Source organism: Streptomyces sp. NPDC008092 (genome assembly GCF_042957285.1).
Lineage (GTDB): Bacteria > Actinomycetota > Actinomycetes > Streptomycetales > Streptomycetaceae > Streptomyces.
In genome coordinates, this window is the sequence record NZ_JBIBHY010000007.1 from 258,949 (window position 1) to 276,809 (window position 17,861).

At 73.9% G+C, this 17,861-nt stretch carries 16 protein-coding genes and 1 pseudogene; 9 read left to right on the forward strand and 8 right to left on the reverse strand.

Annotation, left to right across the window (positions count from 1 at the left end; translation table 11 throughout):
* Positions 1-11 precede the first annotated feature (11 nt).
* Both ACFZB3_RS24235 and ACFZB3_RS24240 read right to left on the reverse strand, forming a co-directional pair.
* A complete protein-coding gene (locus ACFZB3_RS24235) occupies positions 12-2,354 on the reverse strand; it encodes an FtsX-like permease family protein (RefSeq protein ID WP_391378330.1) in 2,343 nt (780 codons plus the stop codon).
* Complete coding sequence (locus tag ACFZB3_RS24240) at positions 2,351-3,043, reverse strand: ATP-binding cassette domain-containing protein (RefSeq protein WP_391378332.1); 693 nt, start codon at positions 3,041-3,043, stop codon at positions 2,351-2,353. Before ACFZB3_RS24240 ends, ACFZB3_RS24235 begins: the two co-directional genes overlap by 4 nt.
* A 173-nt stretch (positions 3,044-3,216) precedes the next feature.
* Between ACFZB3_RS24240 and ACFZB3_RS24245 the strand changes: the two genes are divergently transcribed.
* From ACFZB3_RS24245 to ACFZB3_RS24255, 3 genes are read left to right on the forward strand one after another with little or no spacing between them, the layout of a single operon-like run.
* On the forward strand, positions 3,217-4,464 hold the full coding sequence (locus tag ACFZB3_RS24245; protein ID WP_391378334.1) for a histidine kinase: 1,248 nt from the start codon (positions 3,217-3,219) through the stop codon (positions 4,462-4,464).
* Positions 4,461-5,135, forward strand: a complete 675-nt coding sequence (locus tag ACFZB3_RS24250) for a response regulator (protein WP_391378336.1) — start codon at positions 4,461-4,463, stop codon at positions 5,133-5,135. Before ACFZB3_RS24245 ends, ACFZB3_RS24250 begins: the two co-directional genes overlap by 4 nt.
* Before the next feature lie 52 nt (positions 5,136-5,187).
* Positions 5,188-6,519 carry an enolase C-terminal domain-like protein gene (locus ACFZB3_RS24255; protein ID WP_391378338.1) on the forward strand — a complete coding sequence of 444 codons (1,332 nt, stop codon included), beginning with the start codon at positions 5,188-5,190 and terminating at the stop codon, positions 6,517-6,519.
* Positions 6,520-6,523: 4 nt separating this feature from the next.
* Here the strand turns inward: ACFZB3_RS24255 and ACFZB3_RS24260 are convergent, their stop codons facing one another.
* Complete coding sequence (locus tag ACFZB3_RS24260; protein ID WP_391378340.1) at positions 6,524-8,116, reverse strand: MFS transporter; 1,593 nt, start codon at positions 8,114-8,116, stop codon at positions 6,524-6,526.
* A gap of 190 nt (positions 8,117-8,306) precedes the next feature.
* Between ACFZB3_RS24260 and ACFZB3_RS24265 the strand changes: the two genes are divergently transcribed.
* Entirely contained in the window at positions 8,307-9,302 is a 996-nt protein-coding gene (locus ACFZB3_RS24265; protein ID WP_391378342.1) for an AsnC family transcriptional regulator, read from the forward strand.
* Positions 9,303-9,357: 55 nt separating this feature from the next.
* On the opposite strand, the gene ACFZB3_RS24270 is transcribed toward ACFZB3_RS24265, so the two are convergent.
* Both ACFZB3_RS24270 and mdlC read right to left on the reverse strand, forming a co-directional pair.
* A complete protein-coding gene (locus tag ACFZB3_RS24270) occupies positions 9,358-10,107 on the reverse strand; it encodes an SDR family oxidoreductase (protein ID WP_391378344.1) in 750 nt (249 codons plus the stop codon).
* Positions 10,108-10,147: 40 nt separating this feature from the next.
* The gene (mdlC, locus tag ACFZB3_RS24275) at positions 10,148-11,731 is read right to left on the reverse strand and encodes a benzoylformate decarboxylase (protein WP_391378346.1); all 1,584 of its coding nucleotides are present in this window, start codon (positions 11,729-11,731) and stop codon (positions 10,148-10,150) included.
* A 114-nt stretch (positions 11,732-11,845) separates the two neighbouring features.
* Here mdlC and ACFZB3_RS24280 point away from each other — a divergent pair, with 114 nt between their 5' ends.
* Positions 11,846-12,133, forward strand: a complete 288-nt coding sequence (locus tag ACFZB3_RS24280) for a hypothetical protein (RefSeq protein WP_391378348.1) — start codon at positions 11,846-11,848, stop codon at positions 12,131-12,133.
* A gap of 123 nt (positions 12,134-12,256) precedes the next feature.
* On the opposite strand, the gene wrbA is transcribed toward ACFZB3_RS24280, so the two are convergent.
* A complete protein-coding gene (wrbA, locus tag ACFZB3_RS24285; protein ID WP_391378864.1) occupies positions 12,257-12,859 on the reverse strand; it encodes an NAD(P)H:quinone oxidoreductase in 603 nt (200 codons plus the stop codon).
* Positions 12,860-12,958: 99 nt separating this feature from the next.
* Positions 12,959-13,444 (reverse strand): annotated as a pseudogene (locus ACFZB3_RS24290) (YceI family protein); the annotation flags it as partial.
* Between the two features lie 168 nt (positions 13,445-13,612).
* Here ACFZB3_RS24290 and ACFZB3_RS24295 point away from each other — a divergent pair.
* From ACFZB3_RS24295 to ACFZB3_RS24310, 4 genes are all read left to right on the forward strand, one after another.
* Complete coding sequence (locus tag ACFZB3_RS24295; protein WP_391378351.1) at positions 13,613-14,194, forward strand: MarR family transcriptional regulator; 582 nt, start codon at positions 13,613-13,615, stop codon at positions 14,192-14,194.
* Positions 14,195-14,266: 72 nt separating this feature from the next.
* A complete protein-coding gene (locus tag ACFZB3_RS24300; protein ID WP_391378353.1) occupies positions 14,267-14,905 on the forward strand; it encodes an acetoacetate decarboxylase family protein in 639 nt (212 codons plus the stop codon).
* Between the two features lie 32 nt (positions 14,906-14,937).
* A complete protein-coding gene (locus ACFZB3_RS24305) occupies positions 14,938-15,390 on the forward strand; it encodes a MarR family transcriptional regulator (RefSeq protein ID WP_391378355.1) in 453 nt (150 codons plus the stop codon).
* Between the two features lie 139 nt (positions 15,391-15,529).
* Positions 15,530-16,750 carry a low temperature requirement protein A gene (locus tag ACFZB3_RS24310; protein ID WP_391378357.1) on the forward strand — a complete coding sequence of 407 codons (1,221 nt, stop codon included), beginning with the start codon at positions 15,530-15,532 and terminating at the stop codon, positions 16,748-16,750.
* A 377-nt stretch (positions 16,751-17,127) separates the two neighbouring features.
* Here the strand turns inward: ACFZB3_RS24310 and ACFZB3_RS24315 are convergent, their stop codons facing one another.
* Positions 17,128-17,667: a DUF308 domain-containing protein gene (locus ACFZB3_RS24315; protein ID WP_391378359.1), complete on the reverse strand. Its 540-nt coding sequence runs from the start codon at positions 17,665-17,667 to the stop codon at positions 17,128-17,130.
* Between the last annotated feature and the right edge of the window lie 194 nt (positions 17,668-17,861).

Sequence of the window (17,861 nt, forward strand, 5' to 3'; positions counted from 1 at the left end):
CGGGCGTTGATCTACTCCGCGCGCAGTGCCGTCGCCGTCCGGACGCGGGCCGCCCAGCCCGCCGGGAGCAGCGCGCCGAGGACCGCGATCGCCGTCCCGCCGAGGGCGAGGAGGAGCAGTTCCGGTGTCCGGTAGACGTCGAGGACCACGTCGGGCAGGCGCAGTCCCGCGCTGTCGCCCATGGCGGGCATGACCGTGCGGTGCACCACCAGGCCCAGCGGGACGCCGAGCGCGCCGCCCGCGAGGCCGGGCAGGACGACCGAGGCGATCACCAGCGTCACCGTCTGCCGCGGTGTCATCCCGAGCGCCTTGTGGATGCCCAGGTCGCGGATGCGCTCATGGGTGTCGAGGACGACTCCGCCGAGCACCCCGAGTCCGGCCACCGCCACCAGGATCAGGGTGAGTGCGGCCGCCAGCGTGTCGAGGGCGACCACGCTGTCGCTGCCGTTGACCGACTTGGCCGCGGTGGCCGTGAAGCCGAGCGGCTTCAGCGCCGCGTCGAGGCGATGCACGTACGTCCCCGGGTCGGTGCCGGAGCCGAGCCGTACCGCGCGCTCGGCGGGCTGCAGGCCCGGATCGGCGGTCCGGAGCGTGGCCAGGTCCGTGAACACCCGCATGCCCTGCTCACCGACGTCGAAGACCTCGCCGACGATCCGGGTCCGCACCGGCGAGCCGTTCACGGTGAGGGTGACCGTGTCGCCCACCCGGGCCCCGCTCGCGGTCAGGAACGGGGTCGCCACCACCGCCTCGCCCGCCGCCCGGATCCAGCGTCCCGACACCATGACGAACCCGCCCCAGGAGGCGTCACCGTCGTAGCCGATCACCGGCACCCGCTCCGTCACCCCGGCGACCCTGGCCTCCGTCTCGGCGCTGCCGTACTGGTCCCGGGTACCCGGCTGCGCGGCGATCGCGGCCTGCACCGCGGCGGCTTGGGCGGCCGTCACCGGGACGGCGCCCGGCCCGACGGGTGCCGGGCGCCGCGTCCGCCCGGCACTCACGGTCACGTCCGCCGCGTTGTGGTTCTTGGCCGTGATCACCTCGCCCAGGGACGCGGCCATCCCGACGGCGAAGGTGACCGCCGCCGTGCCGAAGACGACCGCCGCGACCATCGAGGCGGTCCGAGCCGGCCGGTGGAAGGGCCGCGCCAGCCCGAGGCCCACCGCCCGCGGCCCCGGCAGCCGCGCCGCCGACCGGGCGGCCCATCGGCCCCGGCCCGGTGCCGGGGTCCGGCCCACGGCCAGCGCGTCGACCGTGCGCAGCCGCCCGGCCCGCCAGGCGCTCAGCCACGCCGTGCCGGCCACCACGCCCAGCACCCCGCCCGCGACCGCCAGGTCGACGCCGGCGGAGACCCCGAGTCCGACCGAGCCGTACACGGCCGCGGTGTCCGCCAGCAGCGGCGCCGCGAGCACCTGCCCGGCGACCACGCCGAGCCCGGTGCCGATCGCGGCCGGGACCAGCGCCTGCGCGACGTACGCGCGGACGACCTGGCCCGGAGTGCAGCCGACCGCCTTGAGGACACCGATCCGGCGCAGCCCGGTGCCCACCGCACCGGCCACCACGTTCCCGACGACCAGCGCCGACAGCACCAGGCCCAGCACCCCGAAGGCGACCAGGAACGGGACGTACAGAGCGATGTCGCGGGTCGCGAACTGCCGGGTGGCGAGCCAGGACCGGGCGCTGCTGAGCGCTCCCCTCGGCACGGCCGCCGCCACCGCCGCGCGGTCCGCGGCGACCTGCGCGCCGGTCGCCGCGTGGGCGAAGCGGTACAGCATCTGATAGCCGTCGGGGCGGCCGGACTTGGTGAGTGCCGGGAGCTGCGCGGGCACCACCCAGGCGTCGGCGGTACGGCTCACCGAGCGGGCGATACCGACCACGGTCAGCGTCGGGCCGCCGGGCAGGCCGGGGAACTCCAGTGTCTCCCCGAGGCGTACGGGCGGGCCGTCCGAGTCCGCCGCGAGTACGATCTCGCCGCTCCGCCGCGCCCACCGGCCCTCGGTCGGCGTGACCCGGTCCACCGCCCCGCCGGGACGCGCGCGGCCGACGACCGACAGGGCGCCCGCATGGTCCGGCGTGACGGTGGCCGTCGGGAACGGGCCGGACGACCCCGTGACCCCCGGGACACGGGCGGAGGCGGCGAGTTGGGCCGTCGTGGTCCGGCGCGCGTCGAACTGCGCGGCGAGCTGGGCGCCCCGCTGGCGTGCGAAGGCCTGGTCGAAGGGCGCCCGGGAGGCCGCCAGCAGCGCACCGGCCAGCACGGACGCCGTCACCGCCAGCAGGGTGGCCAGGGTGACGACGAGGGTCTGCGTACGGCGGCGGGTCATGCCCGACCGGACGACCCCGAGCAGCGCGCTCATCGGACCGCCTCCGTCGTGACGTCGGTGGTGATCCCGCCGTCGGCGAGACGGACCGTGCGCCGGGTGCAGGCCCGGGCCAGGCCGTGGTCGTGGGTGACCAGGACGAGGGTCTGGCCGTCGGCGTTCAGCTCCTGGAGGAGGCGGGCCACGTCGGCGCCGGACGCGGAATCCAGGGCGCCCGTCGGCTCGTCGGCCAGCAGCAGTGCGGGGCGGTTCATCAACGCCCGGGCCACCGCGACGCGTTGCCGCTGACCGCCGGAGAGCCGGCCGGGGTAGGCGGTCGCCTGCGCCGCGATGCCCAGCGAGTCGAGCAGTTCCCCGGCCCGGCGGGCGGCCTCCCGCCGTCCCGTTCCGGCGAGCCGGGCCGGCAGCGCCACGTTGTCGGCGACCGTCAGGTCGTCCAGCAGGTTGAAGAACTGGAACACCATCCCGACCTTCGCCCGCCGGTAGCGGGCCGCGCCCGCCTCGCCCAGCCCGTCCACCCGGACGCCGTCCACGGTCACCGTGCCCTCGTCCGGCCGGTCCAGGCCCGCGACCAGGTTCAGCAGCGTCGACTTCCCGCTGCCGGAAGGACCCAGCACGGCGACCGCCTCCCCGGGTGCCACGGTCAGGGTCACGTCCAGCAGCGCGGGCGGTCCGGCGTCGTAACGCCGGGTCACGTCCCGCAGTTCGATCAGCGGTGCCGTCATCGGTGGGCCTCCGTCCCTCGGTGGCCGCCGACGCTAGGGAACGGGCCGGGGCCGGCACGACGGGCGCCGGGGGTAATCGCCGTACCCTGCCGGAGGTACGGGCCGCCGGGTCATCCTTGAGATGTAGTCGGTGGAGGGATGCCCTGGGAGCCGCACGCGCCGAGAATGGGGCGATGACGACCACGCGGACGGGGGAGCCGATCCGGGAGCGGCACCGGGTACGGCTGCGCGCGCTGACCGAGCCGAGCGGTGCGGTACCCGTCCCCACCGTGCGTGGCCGGCTCTTCGACGCCGCCCTCGCCCTGATCCTCCTGGTCTCCTCCCTCCGGTACACGACCGGTGACCTCGACGACCAGGCCCACCGGCACAGCATGGCGGGGCTGGTCTGCCTGGTGTTCCTGGCCTGCGTGCCGCTCGTCTGGCGCCGTCGCTACCCGCTGGCCGTGCTGTGGATCGTGCTGGTGGCGAACGCGCTCACTCCTGCCGACGTCAGCCGGCTCACCTTCTACGCCTGCGTCGTCGCCGCCTACAGCGCGGCCGCCTACAGCCCCTACCGGCCGGCGGCGACGGCCACGCTCGCCGTGGCCGTGCTCCTCACCTTCGTGATCGGGAAGTCGGTACCGCACACGCCCTTCGGCGTCGATCCGACCGTGCCCACCCAGTACGTGCCGCTGATGATCTCCGCGCCGCTGGTCGTGGCCACGGTCGGGCTGCGCAGCTGGAAGGTGCGGGCGGCCGAGAGCAGGATGCGGCTGGCGGAGGTGGAGCGACGGCAGGCCGAGGCGCTGCGCAGCGCCGTGGAGCACGAACGGGCCCGGATCGCCAGGGAGTTGCACGACGTCGTGACGCACAACGTGAGCGTGATGGTCATCCAGGCCGGCGCCGCCCGGAAGATCATGGACCGTTCGCCCGAGCAGGCACGCGAGGCGCTGCTCGCGGTGGAGGCGGGCGGCCGTACGGCGATGGGGGAGCTGCGGCAGGTGATGGGGCTGCTCACGATGGACGACCCGGAGGAGACGGAGCTGGAGCCGCAGCCGGGTCTGGCACGGCTCGGCCCCCTGATCGACCGGACTCGCGGCACCGGCACCCCCGTGGAGCTTTCGGTCTCCGGAACGGTCCGGCTGCTGCCCGGCGGGGTCGAACTGACCGCCTACCGCGTGGTGCAGGAGGCGCTCACCAACACCCTGAAACACGCGGCCGGTGCGCGGGCGGACGTACGCGTCGACTACGGCGAGCACGAACTGCGCGTCGAGGTCACCGACTCCGGCGGTACCCCCGGACCGGGCGCCGCGACGGGCAACGGGCGCGGACTGGTCGGACTGCGCGAGCGGCTCGCCGTGCAGGGCGGCACCCTGAGCAACGGGCCGCGGCCGCTGGGCGGTTACCGGGTCCGCGCCCTGATACCCCTGGAGCGCGGGTGAGTTCGCCGGCGGATCCGCCGAGGGTCGTCGTCGCGGACGACCAGGCCCTGGTGCGCACCGGCTTCCGGCTGATCCTGGCCGCCGACGGCATCGAGGTCGTCGCGGAGGCCACGGACGGCAACGAGGCGGTGGCCGCGGTACGGCGCACCCGGCCCGACGTCGTCCTGATGGACATCCGGATGCCCGAGCTGGACGGCCTGGAGGCGACCCGCCGGATCCTCGCCGCCCCCGACCCGCCGCGCGTCCTGATGCTGACCACCTTCGACCTCGACCGCTACGTGTACGCGGCGCTGTCCGCCGGGGCCAGCGGCTTTCTGCTGAAGGACGTCACCCCCGAGCACCTGACGGCCGCCGTCCGCACGGTCCGGTCCGGTGACGCGCTGCTGGCGCCCGCCATCACCCGCCGCCTCGTCGAACGGTTCGCCCGGGCCGGTGCCGGCACCGCCGCCCTGCACCGCGACCTCGCCCACCTCACCCCCCGTGAACTCGACGTCCTGCGGCTGCTCGCCCAGGGCCTGTCCAACGCGGAGACGGCCGCCCGCCTCCACCTCTCCGAGGCCACCGTCAAGACCCACGTCTCCCGTGTCCTCGGCAAGCTCTCCCTGCGCGACCGCGCCCAGGCGGTGGTCGTCGCCTACGAGACGGGACTGGTCACTCCGGGCGCCCGCTGAGGGAGCGACCGCATCCCTGGTGCTCGTCTTCATATGTAGATACTGTCTGCGTATGAGACAGCCCTACGTCACTCGTTTCTCCGTGTACCCGGTGGCGGGCCGGGACTCCATGCTGCTGAACCTCTCCGGTGCGCACGCCCCGTACTTCACCCGGAACGTCGTGGTCGTCGAGGACTCCGAGGGCCGGACCGGGCTCGGTGAGGTGCCCGGCGGGGAGGCGATCACCCGGACCCTGCGGGACGCCGGATCCCTGGTGGTCGGAGCCGGGCTGGGGGACTACAAGCGGGTACTGCGGGCCGTGGGGGAGGAGTTCGCGGGGCGGGACGCCGGCGGGCGCGGAGCGCAGACCTTCGACCTGCGCACCACCGTGCACGCCGTCACCGCCGTGGAGTCCGCGCTCCTCGACCTGCTCGGCCAGCACCTGGAGGTACCCGTCGCCGCCCTGCTCGGCGACGGCAAGCAGCGCGACTCGGTACGCGTCCTCGGCTACCTCTTCTACGTCGGCGACCCCGACCGCACCGGCCTGGACTACCTCCGTGAACCCGGCTCCGACGTGCCCTGGTACCGGATCCGCCGCGAGGAGGCCCTCACCCCGGAGGCGATCGTCCAGCAGGCGGAGGCGGCCTACGACCGCTACGGCTTCCGCGACTTCAAGCTCAAGGGCGGCGTGCTGGCGGGGGCCGAGGAGGTCAAGGCCGCCCAGGCGCTGAAGGACCGCTTCCCCGGGGCCCGGATCACCCTCGACCCCAACGGCGCCTGGTCACTGCGCGAGGCCGTCGAGCTGTGCCGCCCGCTGCTCGGCACGCTCGCCTACGCCGAGGACCCCTGCGGGGCCGAGGCCGGCTACTCCGGCCGCGAGATCCTCGCCGAGTTCCGCCGGGCCACCGGGCTGCCCACCGCGACCAACATGATCGCCACCGACTGGCGGCAGCTCACCCACGCCCTCGCCCTGCAGTCGGTGTCGATCCCGCTGGCGGACCCGCACTTCTGGACCATGCAGGGGTCGGTGCGGGTGGCCCAGCTCTGCCACGAGACGGGGCTGACCTGGGGCTGCCACTCCAACAACCACTTCGACATCTCGCTCGCCATGATGGCCCACTGCGGTGCCGCCGCCCCCGGCGAGTACAACGCCCTGGACACGCACTGGATCTGGCAGGAGGGACAGGAGCGGCTCACCGTCGAACCGCCGAGGATCTCCGGCGGCGAGGTCGCCGTCACCGACGCCCCCGGGCTCGGCGTCCGGCTCGACATGGACCGGCTGCTCGCGGCCCATGCCCGCCACGAGGAGCTGAACCTCGGGGCGGGCCGGGACGACGCGGCCGGGATGCAGTACCTCGTGGCGGGCTGGACCTTCGACGCCAAGCGGCCCTGCCTGGTGCGGTGAACCGTCAGGCGCCCTGCGCCGCCGAGGACTTCTCGGCCGTGGTGTGGCCGGCCGCCCTGAGCGTGAGCTGCTGCCGGGGTGTGCGCAGCAGCACCGCCGCGACCAGGGCGGCCAGCAGCGTCAGGCTCCCCGCCGTGATCAGGCACAGGCGCATGCCGTCCAGGAAGGAGTCGCCGAGCGCGCCCATCGTCTGCCCGGTCCGGGCGCCCAGGTCCAGGCCGGCGACCGCGCCGAGACCGTCCGTCCGCGCGGTCGTCACGATCCGGTCCTGCACCGCGCCGGTGACGCCCGCGTCGGTGAGGTGACCGGGCAGCGCGTCCAGCGCCCGGGTGGTGAGCAGCGCGCCCAGGACGGCCGGGCCGAGGGCGCCGCCGACCTGCCGGAAGGCGTTGTTGCCGGCCGCGGCCATGCCCGCCAGGTGGTACGGCACGGCGGCCACCGCGGTCGCGGTCATCGGCGTCATGACGAAGCCCATGCCGAGGCCCAGCAGGGCGAGCCGCCAGGCCGCCGAGCCGAACGAGGTGTCGGCGGCCAGACCGGTCAGCGCGAACTGCGCGGCGGCGACCAGCAGCAGACCGCCGGTGATCATCACCCGCGCCGATATCCGGTGCATCAGCCGCCCGGCCGGCCCGCCGACCAGCAGGGCCGCCCCGGTGACCGTCAGCAGCCGCCACGCGGCCGCCATGGTGTCCAGCCGCTGCACCATGCCGAAGTAGAGGCTGAGCACGAAGAAGAACCCGATGAGCGCCAGGAAGCTGGTCATCGCGACCAGCGTGGTGGCGGTGAAGGCGGGGCTGCGGAACAGGCTCAGGTCCAGCATCGGGCTGTCGCTGCGCCGCTCCGCCAGCACGAACCCGGCACCGGCGACCACGGCCGTGAACAGCGCCACCATCACCTTGACGTCGGTGAACGAGCCGGCCCCGCCCTCGATCACGCCGTACACCAGGGCGGTGACCGCGAGCGTCGCGGTGAGCTGGCCCGGCCAGTCCAGCCGGCGCCCGTGCGGTGCCCGCGAGTCGGCGAGCTGCCGGGCCGCGACGGCGACGGCCAGCAGCGCGACGGGCACGGTCGGCAGGTAGATCCAGCGCCAGGAGAAGTGCTGGACGACCACACCGGAGATCAGCGGACCGACGGCCAGCGCCGCCATCAGGCAGGTGGCCCAGATGCCGATGAACTTGCCGCGCTCCCGGTGGTCCGGCACCGCGTGGCTGATCAGCGCCAGCGTGGTCGGCAGCAGCGCGGCCGCGCCGACGCCGGCCAGGGCCTGTCCGGCCCAGACGACCTCGATCGAGTGCGCGCACAGGGCGGTGACCGCGCCCGCCGCCGAGAACAGCAGGCCCGCCTGGAACACCCTCTTGCGCCCGTGGACGTCCCCGAAGACGCCCGCGGTCAGGATGAACGCGGCCATCGGCAGCACGAACGCGTCCTGCACCCACGACAGCTGGGCGGTCGAGGCGTTCAGCGCGGCCTGCAGGGCGGGCAGGCTCACGGCGACGGTGGTGACCGGAAGATAGGCGACGAAGACGCCCAGGCAGGCCATGACGATCGTGGCCGCCCGCCGCTCGACCGGCGCGCTCGCCGGTGTCGTGACGTTCACGGAGATACTCCTTCGCGGCGCACCGCACCGCGGTCGAAGGCCACCGGCGTGTCCGGCGGCCTGTGTCGAACGGGCTTCCGAGGGGAAACCCGCCGCCACAGCATCCGATCCCGTCCGCGCATCCGCCAAGCAGGTAGCCGCCCTACCGCAGAATCCTCCAGCACGCCCACAGTCATGGCACACTTCCACCATGCTCGACGAGGTAGACCGAAAGATCCTCCGCGCCCTCCAGTGCGCACCCCGGCTGCCCTTCCGGCGGATCGGTGAGGTGGCCGGGGTCTCCGAACAGACCGCGGCCCGCCGCTACCAGGCGCTGCGCCGCGCCGGGGCGCTGCGGGTGGTGGGGCTGGTCAACCCGTGGGTGTACGGCGCCGCGCAGTGGGTCACCCGCATCCGCTGCCGCCCGGACCGGGTCGACCCGCTCGCCGACGCCCTCGCCCGGCGCCCCGACATCTCCTGGGCCCACCTGGCCTCGGGCGGCTCGGAGATCATCTGTGTCATGCGCTCGCCGCTCGACGCGCCCCGCGAGGACGTACTGCTCCGGCAACTGCCCAGGTCCGCCTCGGTCCTCGACGTCAGCATCGACCTGATCATCCACGGCTACGACGCTCCCGGCAGCGCCGGCTGGACCGGCTACGGCGACAACCTCGACCCCGGGCAGGTCCGGCAGCTGACCTCGGAGCGCCCGCCGCCCGCCCCCGGGCCGCCGCCCCCGCCGGCCGCCGAGGACGCCCCGCTGCTCGACGCCCTCGCCCAGGACGGCCGTACCACCCACACGCGGCTCGCCGAACTCACCGGCTGGTCCCTGTCCCGGGTGGCCCGCCGGCTGGAGTCGCTGGAGGACTCCGGAACCCTGGAGTACGAGGTCGAACTGCTCCCGGAGCGGCTGGGGTTCCGGCTGAACGCCATCCTCTGGCTGCGGGTGGCCCCGGCCCACCTGGAGCGGGTCGGGGCGGAGACCGCCCGGCTCGACGAGGTTCCCTTCGCCGGCGCCATCAGCGGTGAGCACAACCTGATGGTCAGCGTCATCACCCGCGACCCCGAGGACTTCTACCGCTTCCTGACCACCCGCATCGCCGCGACCCCGGGCATCGACGGCTACGCGGTCAGCATCAGCCTCCGCCACCTCAAGAAGGCGGCATCCCTCATCTCCCGGGGCCGACTGGTACCGCCGGTGTCCGTCTAGACGGCGCCCCCGCCGCCCTCGGCGGCCAGGACCGACCGCCGGGACGGCGGAACGGCTAGAAACCCGCCCGAGTTCCGCCGTCCACCGTCACCATGGTGCCCGTGACGTAGCCCGCGGCCGGCGACAGCAGGAACGCGGCGGTGCGGCCGAACTCCTCCGGAGTGCCGAGGCGGCGCAGCGGGATGCCGGCGGCGGCGGTGCCGGCGTCGCCGGTGATCGACCGGAGTTCGAGTGTCCGGTCGGTTGTGATGTGCGCCGGGACCAGCCCGACCACCCGGATGCCCCGCGGGCCCACCTCCCCGGCGAGGGTCTTGGCGTAGCCGGCCAGCGCGGGCCGCAGGGCGTTGGAGACGGCGAGGCCGGGGATCGGCTCGTACACCGAGGTCGACAGCACGAACCCGATCACCCCGCCCTCGCCGAGCCGCGCGGCGACGGCCCGCGACAGCCGCACCGCGCCCAGGAAGCCCGACTCGAAGGCGGCGCGCCACTGCTCGTCGTCGATGCCGTCCGTGGTGCCCGTCGGCGGGCCGCCGACGCTGATCAGCACGCCGTCCAGCCCGCCGAACGCCTCGCGCGCCGCGGTCAGCAGCCGGTCCGGCGTGCCGGCGTCGGCGTTGTCGGCGACGACCCCGACGGCCTGCCCGGGGCCGCCCAGCTCCGCCTCGGCCGCGGCCAGCGAGTGCGTGCTGCGCCCGCTGACCACCACCTTGGCACCGCCGGAGGTCAGCTCCCGGGCGGCGGCCAGGCCGAGACCGCGGGTGCCGCCGGTGACGATGTAGACGCGGTCCTTCAGTCCGAGATCCATCTCCGCTCCCGTCTTCCGTGCTGCCGGCCGACGGCCCCGCCTAGAGCATGGCCTTCTGGGGCTGGGTGGCCACCACGATGACGGTGGTGGTGTCCGCGCCCAGGGCCGCCTTGAACTCGCGCTGCAGGTCCTCGGTCGTGTCGACGTCGACCGCACGGCAGCCGAAGCCGCGGGCCACGCCCGCGATGTCCAGCCCCGGCAGGTCGAGGCCGGGCACGCCCGGGGTCTCCTCCAGGACCGCGAACGACTTGAGGATCGAGTACTCCTGGTTGCGCATCACGACGTAGACGACGGGCAGCCGGTGCTGCGCCGCCGTCCAGACCGACTGCACGGAGTACTGGAACGAGCCGTCGCCGATCAGTCCGACGACCGGCCGGGTCACGCCCCGCTCCCGGTCGGCGAGGGCCACGCCGACGGCGGCCGGCGTGCCCCACCCGATGCCGCCGCTGGCGGTGGCGAAGAAGGATCCGGTGCGGGTGGTGGGCAGCCACTCGATCTGCTGGGCCATCGTGGAGGTCGACTCGTTGACGATGACCGCGTCGGCCGGCTTGACGCTGCTCAGGGCGGCGTAGACCTCCGGCGGGGTCAGCGGGCTGTTCGGTGCCTCGGGGAGCACCCGCGGGCGCTCCATCGGCTGCGGCGCGGTGCGGGCGGAACCGTCCGCGACCGCGGCCAGCAGCTGCTCGATCGCCGTCCTGGGGTCGCCGAGCAGGCTGTCGCCCACGCGGGCGGCGGCGGCCACGTCGGGATTGCCGGTGATCTGGAGGAGCTCGGTGCCGTCGGGCAGGTAGGGGCCGGGGACGTAGGGGTAGTAGCGGAAGACCTCCGCGCCGATCACCACCACCAGGTCGTGGCCCGCCAGGCGGTCGCTGATCGTCCGGACCGACATGCCGAGGGGGCCGCGGAAGAGCGGGTGGTCCTCGGGGAAGGAGGCGCGGTCGAGGAGCGGGGAGCCGTAGACGGCCGCGCGCAGCCGCTCCGCGAGGGCGACGGCCACGTCCCAGCCGCCGGCCTTGTCGACCTCCGGCCCGAAGACCAGCGCCGGACGGCTGCTCGCGGAGATGCGGTCGGCGAAGCTCCGCAGCCGGTCCGGGTCGGGCAGCACCCGGTCGCTGAAGGTCCGCATGCGCGTGAAGCCGGACAGCGGCCGCTTCCAGTCGTCCATGGGGATCGACAGGTAGACGGGACCGGCGGGCGGCTGCAGGGCCGTCGCGTAGGCCCGCAGGAACGCCTCGGGCACGTCCTCGGCGCGTGCGGGCTCGTACGACCACTTCACCCATGGCTTGGGCAGCGTGGTCGCCTCCCGGTTGCCCAGGTAGGGGTCGCCGATCAGCAGTTCCCGGTGCTGCTGGCCGGAGGTGACGATCAGCGGGGTGCCGCCGTGATAGGCGGCGACCAGGTTGCCGACGGCGTTGCCCAGCCCGGCCGAGGAGTGCACGTTGACCAGCGCAGGCCTGCCGGTGACCTGGGCGAAGGTGTCCGCCATCGCGATGACGGAGGCCTCCTGGAGGGCGAGCACGTAGGTGAAGTCCGCCGGGAACTCCTGGAGGAACGGCTGTTCGGTGGAGCCCGGGTTCCCGAAGACGGTGGTGAGTCGGAGAGAGCGCAGCAGATCGTAGGTCACGCTTCGGACGGTGGCTTGCTCGGTCATGGCAACCTGCCAGTTCTCGTACCGGGCCCGATATCGGGAGGATCCCGCCCATACTCACCCGGGTACCGCCGCCATGCCTTCCGTCCGATGACTGAAGCGCCTGCTGAAGCGCCCGCCGGAACGACGGGCCCGGCCGCCGCGCGGCCGGGTGGCGGCCCGCCGCAGTTCCGCACCCAGTCGGATGACCGAAGCCGGGACCCCTGGGCCGCCGGAGTGCGGGGTCGGGGCCCGGGCCCCGACCCCGGCACGATCGTCCGGTCCGGGTCATGGTCGTACTCCAGGACAGCCCCCGCCCGCTCCGCCGTCGAGGGCGGCCGCGTCCTGCCCGAACCCGGCCAGGAGAAGGAGTGGCTGGCCCGCAGGGGCGAGGCCTGACGGCCGCACCGGACCGTCCGGGGCCGGTGCCCGCACGGCCGTGTGCCCGGCGGCAGCCCCCTGCCGCCGGGCACACGGTCCGTCCGGTGGGCCGTCGCTCGCGTGGCCCCGGCCGGCCGGTGGTTACGCCGCCGCGAAGCGGGCGGTGATGGTGGCGACCCGCTTGCCCTGGTAGACGGCGGCGGCGCGGGCGGTGTCGTCGACGGGGACCGCGCCCTGTCCGTTGACGTGGCTGGTGCCGTAGGGGTTGCCGTCGACGAACTTCACCGGGTCGGTGTAGCCGGGGGTGACGAGGATGCCGCCGAAATGGTGGACGGAGTTGTAGAGCGCGAGCAGCGTCGACTCCTGGCCGCCGTGCGCGGTGGCCGTGGCGGTGAAGCCGCTGTACACCTTGTCGGCCAGCTTGCCCTGGGCCCACAGCCCGCCGAGTGTGTCGATGAACTGCTTCAGCTGGCTGGCGATGTTGCCGAACCGGGTGGGGGTGCCGAAGACGACGGCGTCGGCCCATTCGATGTCGGCCGGCGTGGCGATCGGGATGTCCTCGGTGGCCGCGGCATGCGCCGACCAGGCGTCGTTGCCCGCGATGGCCTCCTCGGGCGCGAGCTCGGACACGCGCAGCAGCCGTACCTCCGCACCCTCCTTGCGGGCGCCGTCGGCCACGGCCTCCGCCAGCTCGTGCACGGTGCCGGTCGACGAGTAGTAGATGACCGCGATCTTGGGGGACATGGGGAGTTCCTCTCGCTGTGCTGCGCTCTCGGCGGCGGGCGCCGCCTGGGTCGTGGTGTTCCGGGCGGCGGAGGCCGCGGGATGGGCGGTGGCGGACAGGGTGAGCCGCAGCTGCCGCGCGGCGAGGCCCTTCGCCGCGGTCAGCCCGTGGCGGTACCGGTCGACGGTCGCCGAGGCCGAGATCTTCAGCGAGCCGTTCTCGACGGACAGGGAGTCCACCGTCAGCTCGACCGGCTCGCGGCGCCCCCGGACGGTCAGGTGCCCCTCGACGACCCAGGCGCCGGACGTGCCGCGGCTCACCCCGGCCGACTCGAACCGGATCTCGGGGTGGCGCTCCGCGTGCAGGAACGCGGCGGAGCGCACGTGCTCGTCACGGCGGGGCGTCCCGGTGTGGAAACTGCCCGCCTCGATCACGGCGTGCGCCGTCGACCGGGTGACCGGCTCGGCGACCGTGATGCTCGCCGACGCCACCCGGAAGGTGCCGTGCACCTTGCCCAGACCGAACATGTGCCGCGTGGTGAAGCCGATGGACGACCGCTCCGGATCGACCGTGTAGGTCCCCGCGGGGGGCAGTTCGACGCTCATGCCTCTCCGGCCTCTCGGTTGGCGTCGCGCGGCTGGTCCGCTGCGGCGCTGTTGCTTGCCTTGGCAAGTATCTTGGTCGCGCCGGAATGCTTTGTCAAGCAAGTAATATGTGCTTCAGTGGCAAGGTCGGACAGTGGCAGGGCCGGACATGCGAAGGGAGGCCAGCACGTGTCACCGCAGCCGCCGGGACCCGCGTATCCGCTGGACAACGACGAGGAACGCCTCTGGCGTGCGCTGCAGCGAATGCTGGTGGCACTGCCCCGGGCGCTCGACGAGGACCTGCTCTGTGCCACGGGCCTCTCGCTCACGCAGTACATCGTGCTGGCCCACCTCTCCGAGGCCGACGGGAACAGCCTGCGCATGACCGAACTGGCCGGTGCGGCGGCCCTGTCCGCGAGCCGCATCACCAGGGTGGTGGAGAACCTGCGTGACCTGGGCCTGGTGACCAAGCGGCGGCACTGCACGGACGCCCGTGGATACGTGGCCGAGCTGACCGGGGCGGGCCGGCTGCGGCTGGCCGGCGCCTATCCGGCGCATCTCGCCAGCGCGCGCAGACGCGTCATGGACCGGCTCGACCCCGCCCTGGTCGGGCGGCTGGCCGAGCAGATGCAGTCGGTGGCCGACCCGCTCGCCGCCCCGTGCGAACGCGGCACGGGGCGCCGGGAGCGCCCCGCGGCCGCGGTCGACGGCGGGTGCGAGGAGCCGCCCGGCCACCCGGACGTCGCCGGATACCGCGAAGCAGTCATCTGACCCAAGCCGGCGAGCGGTGTCCGTGCGGAACATGGTCTCTTCCCGCGCGCCTGCCTTCTGGAGACCCCCCCCATGCTGCAGGGCTACACCTACCCGCTGTCGCCGCGCGGAGAGGCGAACCTCGCCTCCGCTCCGCCGTGGCACTACGCCGGTGACATCGTCGGCGTCGAGTTCTGGACCGACCCGGTGGCCGCCGCGGCGACCCTCCCGGAGGGCCTGGCACCCGACACCGCCTCCGGCGGACGGGTGGTGGCGCTCTTCTTCGGCTGGCAGTTCTCCGCCGGGAACGACGAGCACCTCGACCCGGTGCGCAGCCAGTACCGCGAGTTCATGCTGCTGGTGGACGCCAGGTTCCAGGGCGAGCCGGTGTCCTGGTGCCCGTACATCTACGTCGACAACGACCTCGCCATGGCCCGCGGCTGGGTCCAGGGCTTCCCGAAGAAGCTGGGCTCGGTGCACCAGACCCGCGTCTTCGCCTCGCCCGGCAAGGCCTCGCCGTCCCTCGCCGCCGGCGGGCGGTTCGGCGCGTGGCTGTCGGCGGCCGGGCGCACCCTCGCCGAGGCGCGGGTCACCCTGGAGCAGCCGGCGGGCGACCCGGCGGCCTTGTTCCGGCCGACTTGTGGAGCGAGCTGTGACGGGGCGTCGTACGGCGACGGCCGTGAGCCGCGCCGAGTGCGGTGGGGACTCCGGCGGCGCGGAGTTCGTCGTTGAGATTCCTTGCTTGGGCACGCTATTCTGCTCAAATGAGCGCAGACAACCCGCTGACCGCCCAGGAAGAACGCTTCTGGCGCGCCCTGATGCGCGTCATCGTCGCGCTGCCCCGCTCGCTCGACGACGACCTGCTGCGGTCCACAGGGCTCACGCTCACCGAGTACGTCGTCCTCATGAACCTCTCCGAGGCCGAGAACCAGGAACTCCGCATGACGGACCTCGCCTCGGCCACCGCCCTGTCGGCAAGCCGCATCACCCGCGTCGTGGAGGCGCTGCAGAGCCGCGGCCAGGTCGCCAAGCGGCGCTACGAGGGGGACGCCCGCGGCAACGTCGCGAGCCTCACCCCGGAGGGGCTGAAGCGGCTCCAGGACGCCTACCCCGTGCACCTGGCGAGCGCCCGCAAGCGGGTCATGGACCTGCTCGACGGCCGGTCGGTGCCGGCCATGGTGCGGCAGTTCGAAGCCGTGGTCGAGAAGCTCGACTGAGCGATCCCGGCTCGCCCTGTTCCCCGTCAGGGCCTCCTCGCTAATATACAAGTGTCAAACAGTTGCGCTGTGCGGGTCCGGCCGGACCGCGACCCCGGGGAGAAGCCATGCAGGAGCGTCTTCGGCGGAGACAGCCGGCATGACCGCGCGACCGGAGCGGCGGGAGGGCTGGGCCCGGCTGCGCCGGCAGCTGTGGCAGCCGCCGCGCGCCCACGGGGAGCAGCCGCGGCACCGGGTGGTCGGGCCGCTGGAGCTCTTCTACGACCTGGTCGTGGTCGTCCTGGTCGCCCAGGCCGCGCACCACCTGGCGGGGCATCTCACCTGGCACGGGCTCGGCGAGTTCGCGGTGGTGTTCGCGCTGGTGTGGACCGCCTGGCTGAACGGCACGCTCCACCACGACCTGCACGGCCACGACGACGCCCGGGGCCGCAGCCTCTTCCTCCTGCAGATCCTCGTCCTCGTCCCGCTGGGGTCGTTCATCCCCGAGGCCGGCGGCGCGGAGGGCGCCCGTTTCGCGGTCAACGCCGGGATCCTGTTCGCCCTCCTGGCCGTGCTCTGGTTCCTGGCCGGGCGCGGCAGCTCCGCGGAGTTCCGCAGGCCCACCCGGCTGTACGTGACCGGGACGGCGGCCTGCGCGGTCGTCCTGTTCGCGAGCGCCGGCCTGCCCGCCGGCGCCCGGCTGCCGACCTGGGGGCTGCTGGTCCTCGCCTACCTGGGCGGGCTCGCGTGGACGACCTTGGCGGCCGCTCCGGCCCAGGAGACGGCGCTCGCCCTCACCGACGCGCTCGTCGAGCGGTTCGGGCTGCTCATCATCATCGTGCTCGGCGAGACCGTGACGGGTGTCGTGGCCGGACTCGCGGCCGAGCCGACCACCGCCATGAGCCTCGCGGTCGGACTGGTCGCCGTGGTGGTCGGATTCGGCGCCTGGTGGACGTACTTCGACTTCGCCGGGTACCGGCCGCCCCGGCGCACCCGTGCGGTGACCCTCCGGTGGATGCTCACCCATCTGCCGCTCACGGCGGCGGTGACCGCCATGGGCGCCGCGATGGCGGGCCTGGTCGAGGACGCCCACGCAGGCCGGACGCCCGCCGCCACCGCGTGGGTGCTGTGCGGGGGCGTGGCCGTCGTTCTCACCGGCACGATGCTGCTCGCGACCGGCCTGGAGGCCTGGCGGGACGAGCGGGAGCTGTACCGGCCGCTGGCGCGCACCAGCCTGGCCGTGGCCCTCGTGGTCGTGGCCCTGGGCGCCGCACGTCCCGCGCCCCTGCTTCTCGGGCTCGCGCTCGTCGCCCTGCTCGGCGTCCCGTGGGGACTCGCCGTCGCCCACCGACTCGGCCGGGACGAGACCGCGACCCTCTGAACTCCCGTACATCCGCCGGGCGATCAGCTCGGCGATGCCCTCGGAGAGCACGTCGAGCGTGGTGATCATCTTGGCCGGCAGCCCGGGTGCGCGGTAGCCCAGGGTCGTGTACGCCTCCAGCGCCTCCTGCTCGGCGGCGCCCACGATCCCGATCTGGAACAGGTGGTCCATGGCGGCGACCCGGCGGAAGCCCGGCTCGTCCGCGGTGCGGGCGAGCCGGGCCACATGGCGTGCGGGGCCCGCCGGGCCGACGGGCTGGGTGAAATCCGCGATGGCGATGCCGAGATCCAGGCCGGCCTTCCGTGGTCCGAGCCCGTCGCCATCGCGTGTGCCGAGACCGGCATATGCTTTGTCAAGCAAAAAAATTGGCCAGTCGGTCAGCCGCCGAGTGGCAGCGACCGGCGCCGGCGGCGCACCTCCGACGAGGCGAAGACCGCCGAGATGCCGTGCACGATGCTGAAGAGACCGAAGACGGTGGCGAGCGAGACCGCACCTATGTCCGGCCGCACGAACAGCACGAACCCGAGCGCGACCGACACGAGACCGGTCAGCAGGAACAGGGCGCGCTCACCCGCCGTCTCACCGCGCATGAAGGCCAGGGCGACCTCCATGGCACCGGTCGTCAGAGCCCACGCGGCGACCCAGAGGGTGAGCACCAGGGCCGTGATGCCCGGCCAGGCCAGGGAGCTGACGCCGGCCACGACCGACAGCACGGCCAGCAGCAGCCACCCCAGGACCGGACCCACCCGGTCGCTGCTGAAGGCGCGGACCCCGTCCATCACCGCGTACATGAACGCGTACACGGCGAACAGGACGACGAACGCGCCGACGGTGATGCCCGGCCAGGAGACGGAGACGATGCCGATGACGACGGCCAGCAGGCCGCGCCAGAGCAGTGCGTTGGGCGAACTGAACAAGGTGACCTCCGTGAACGAGCGTGCCGCGGCGCCGACTTCCACCCCGGCCCGGGAAACCGCGATGACGGGCACGAAGGCTAACGGCCCGACGGCGTCGTGTGATCGGTCATTCGACTCATTCCGCTACTGCCCGATCGGCGGACCTTCGTCCGTTCTGCCGAGCGCTCCGCCGGGCGGATTCCGCGCCCGGCCCG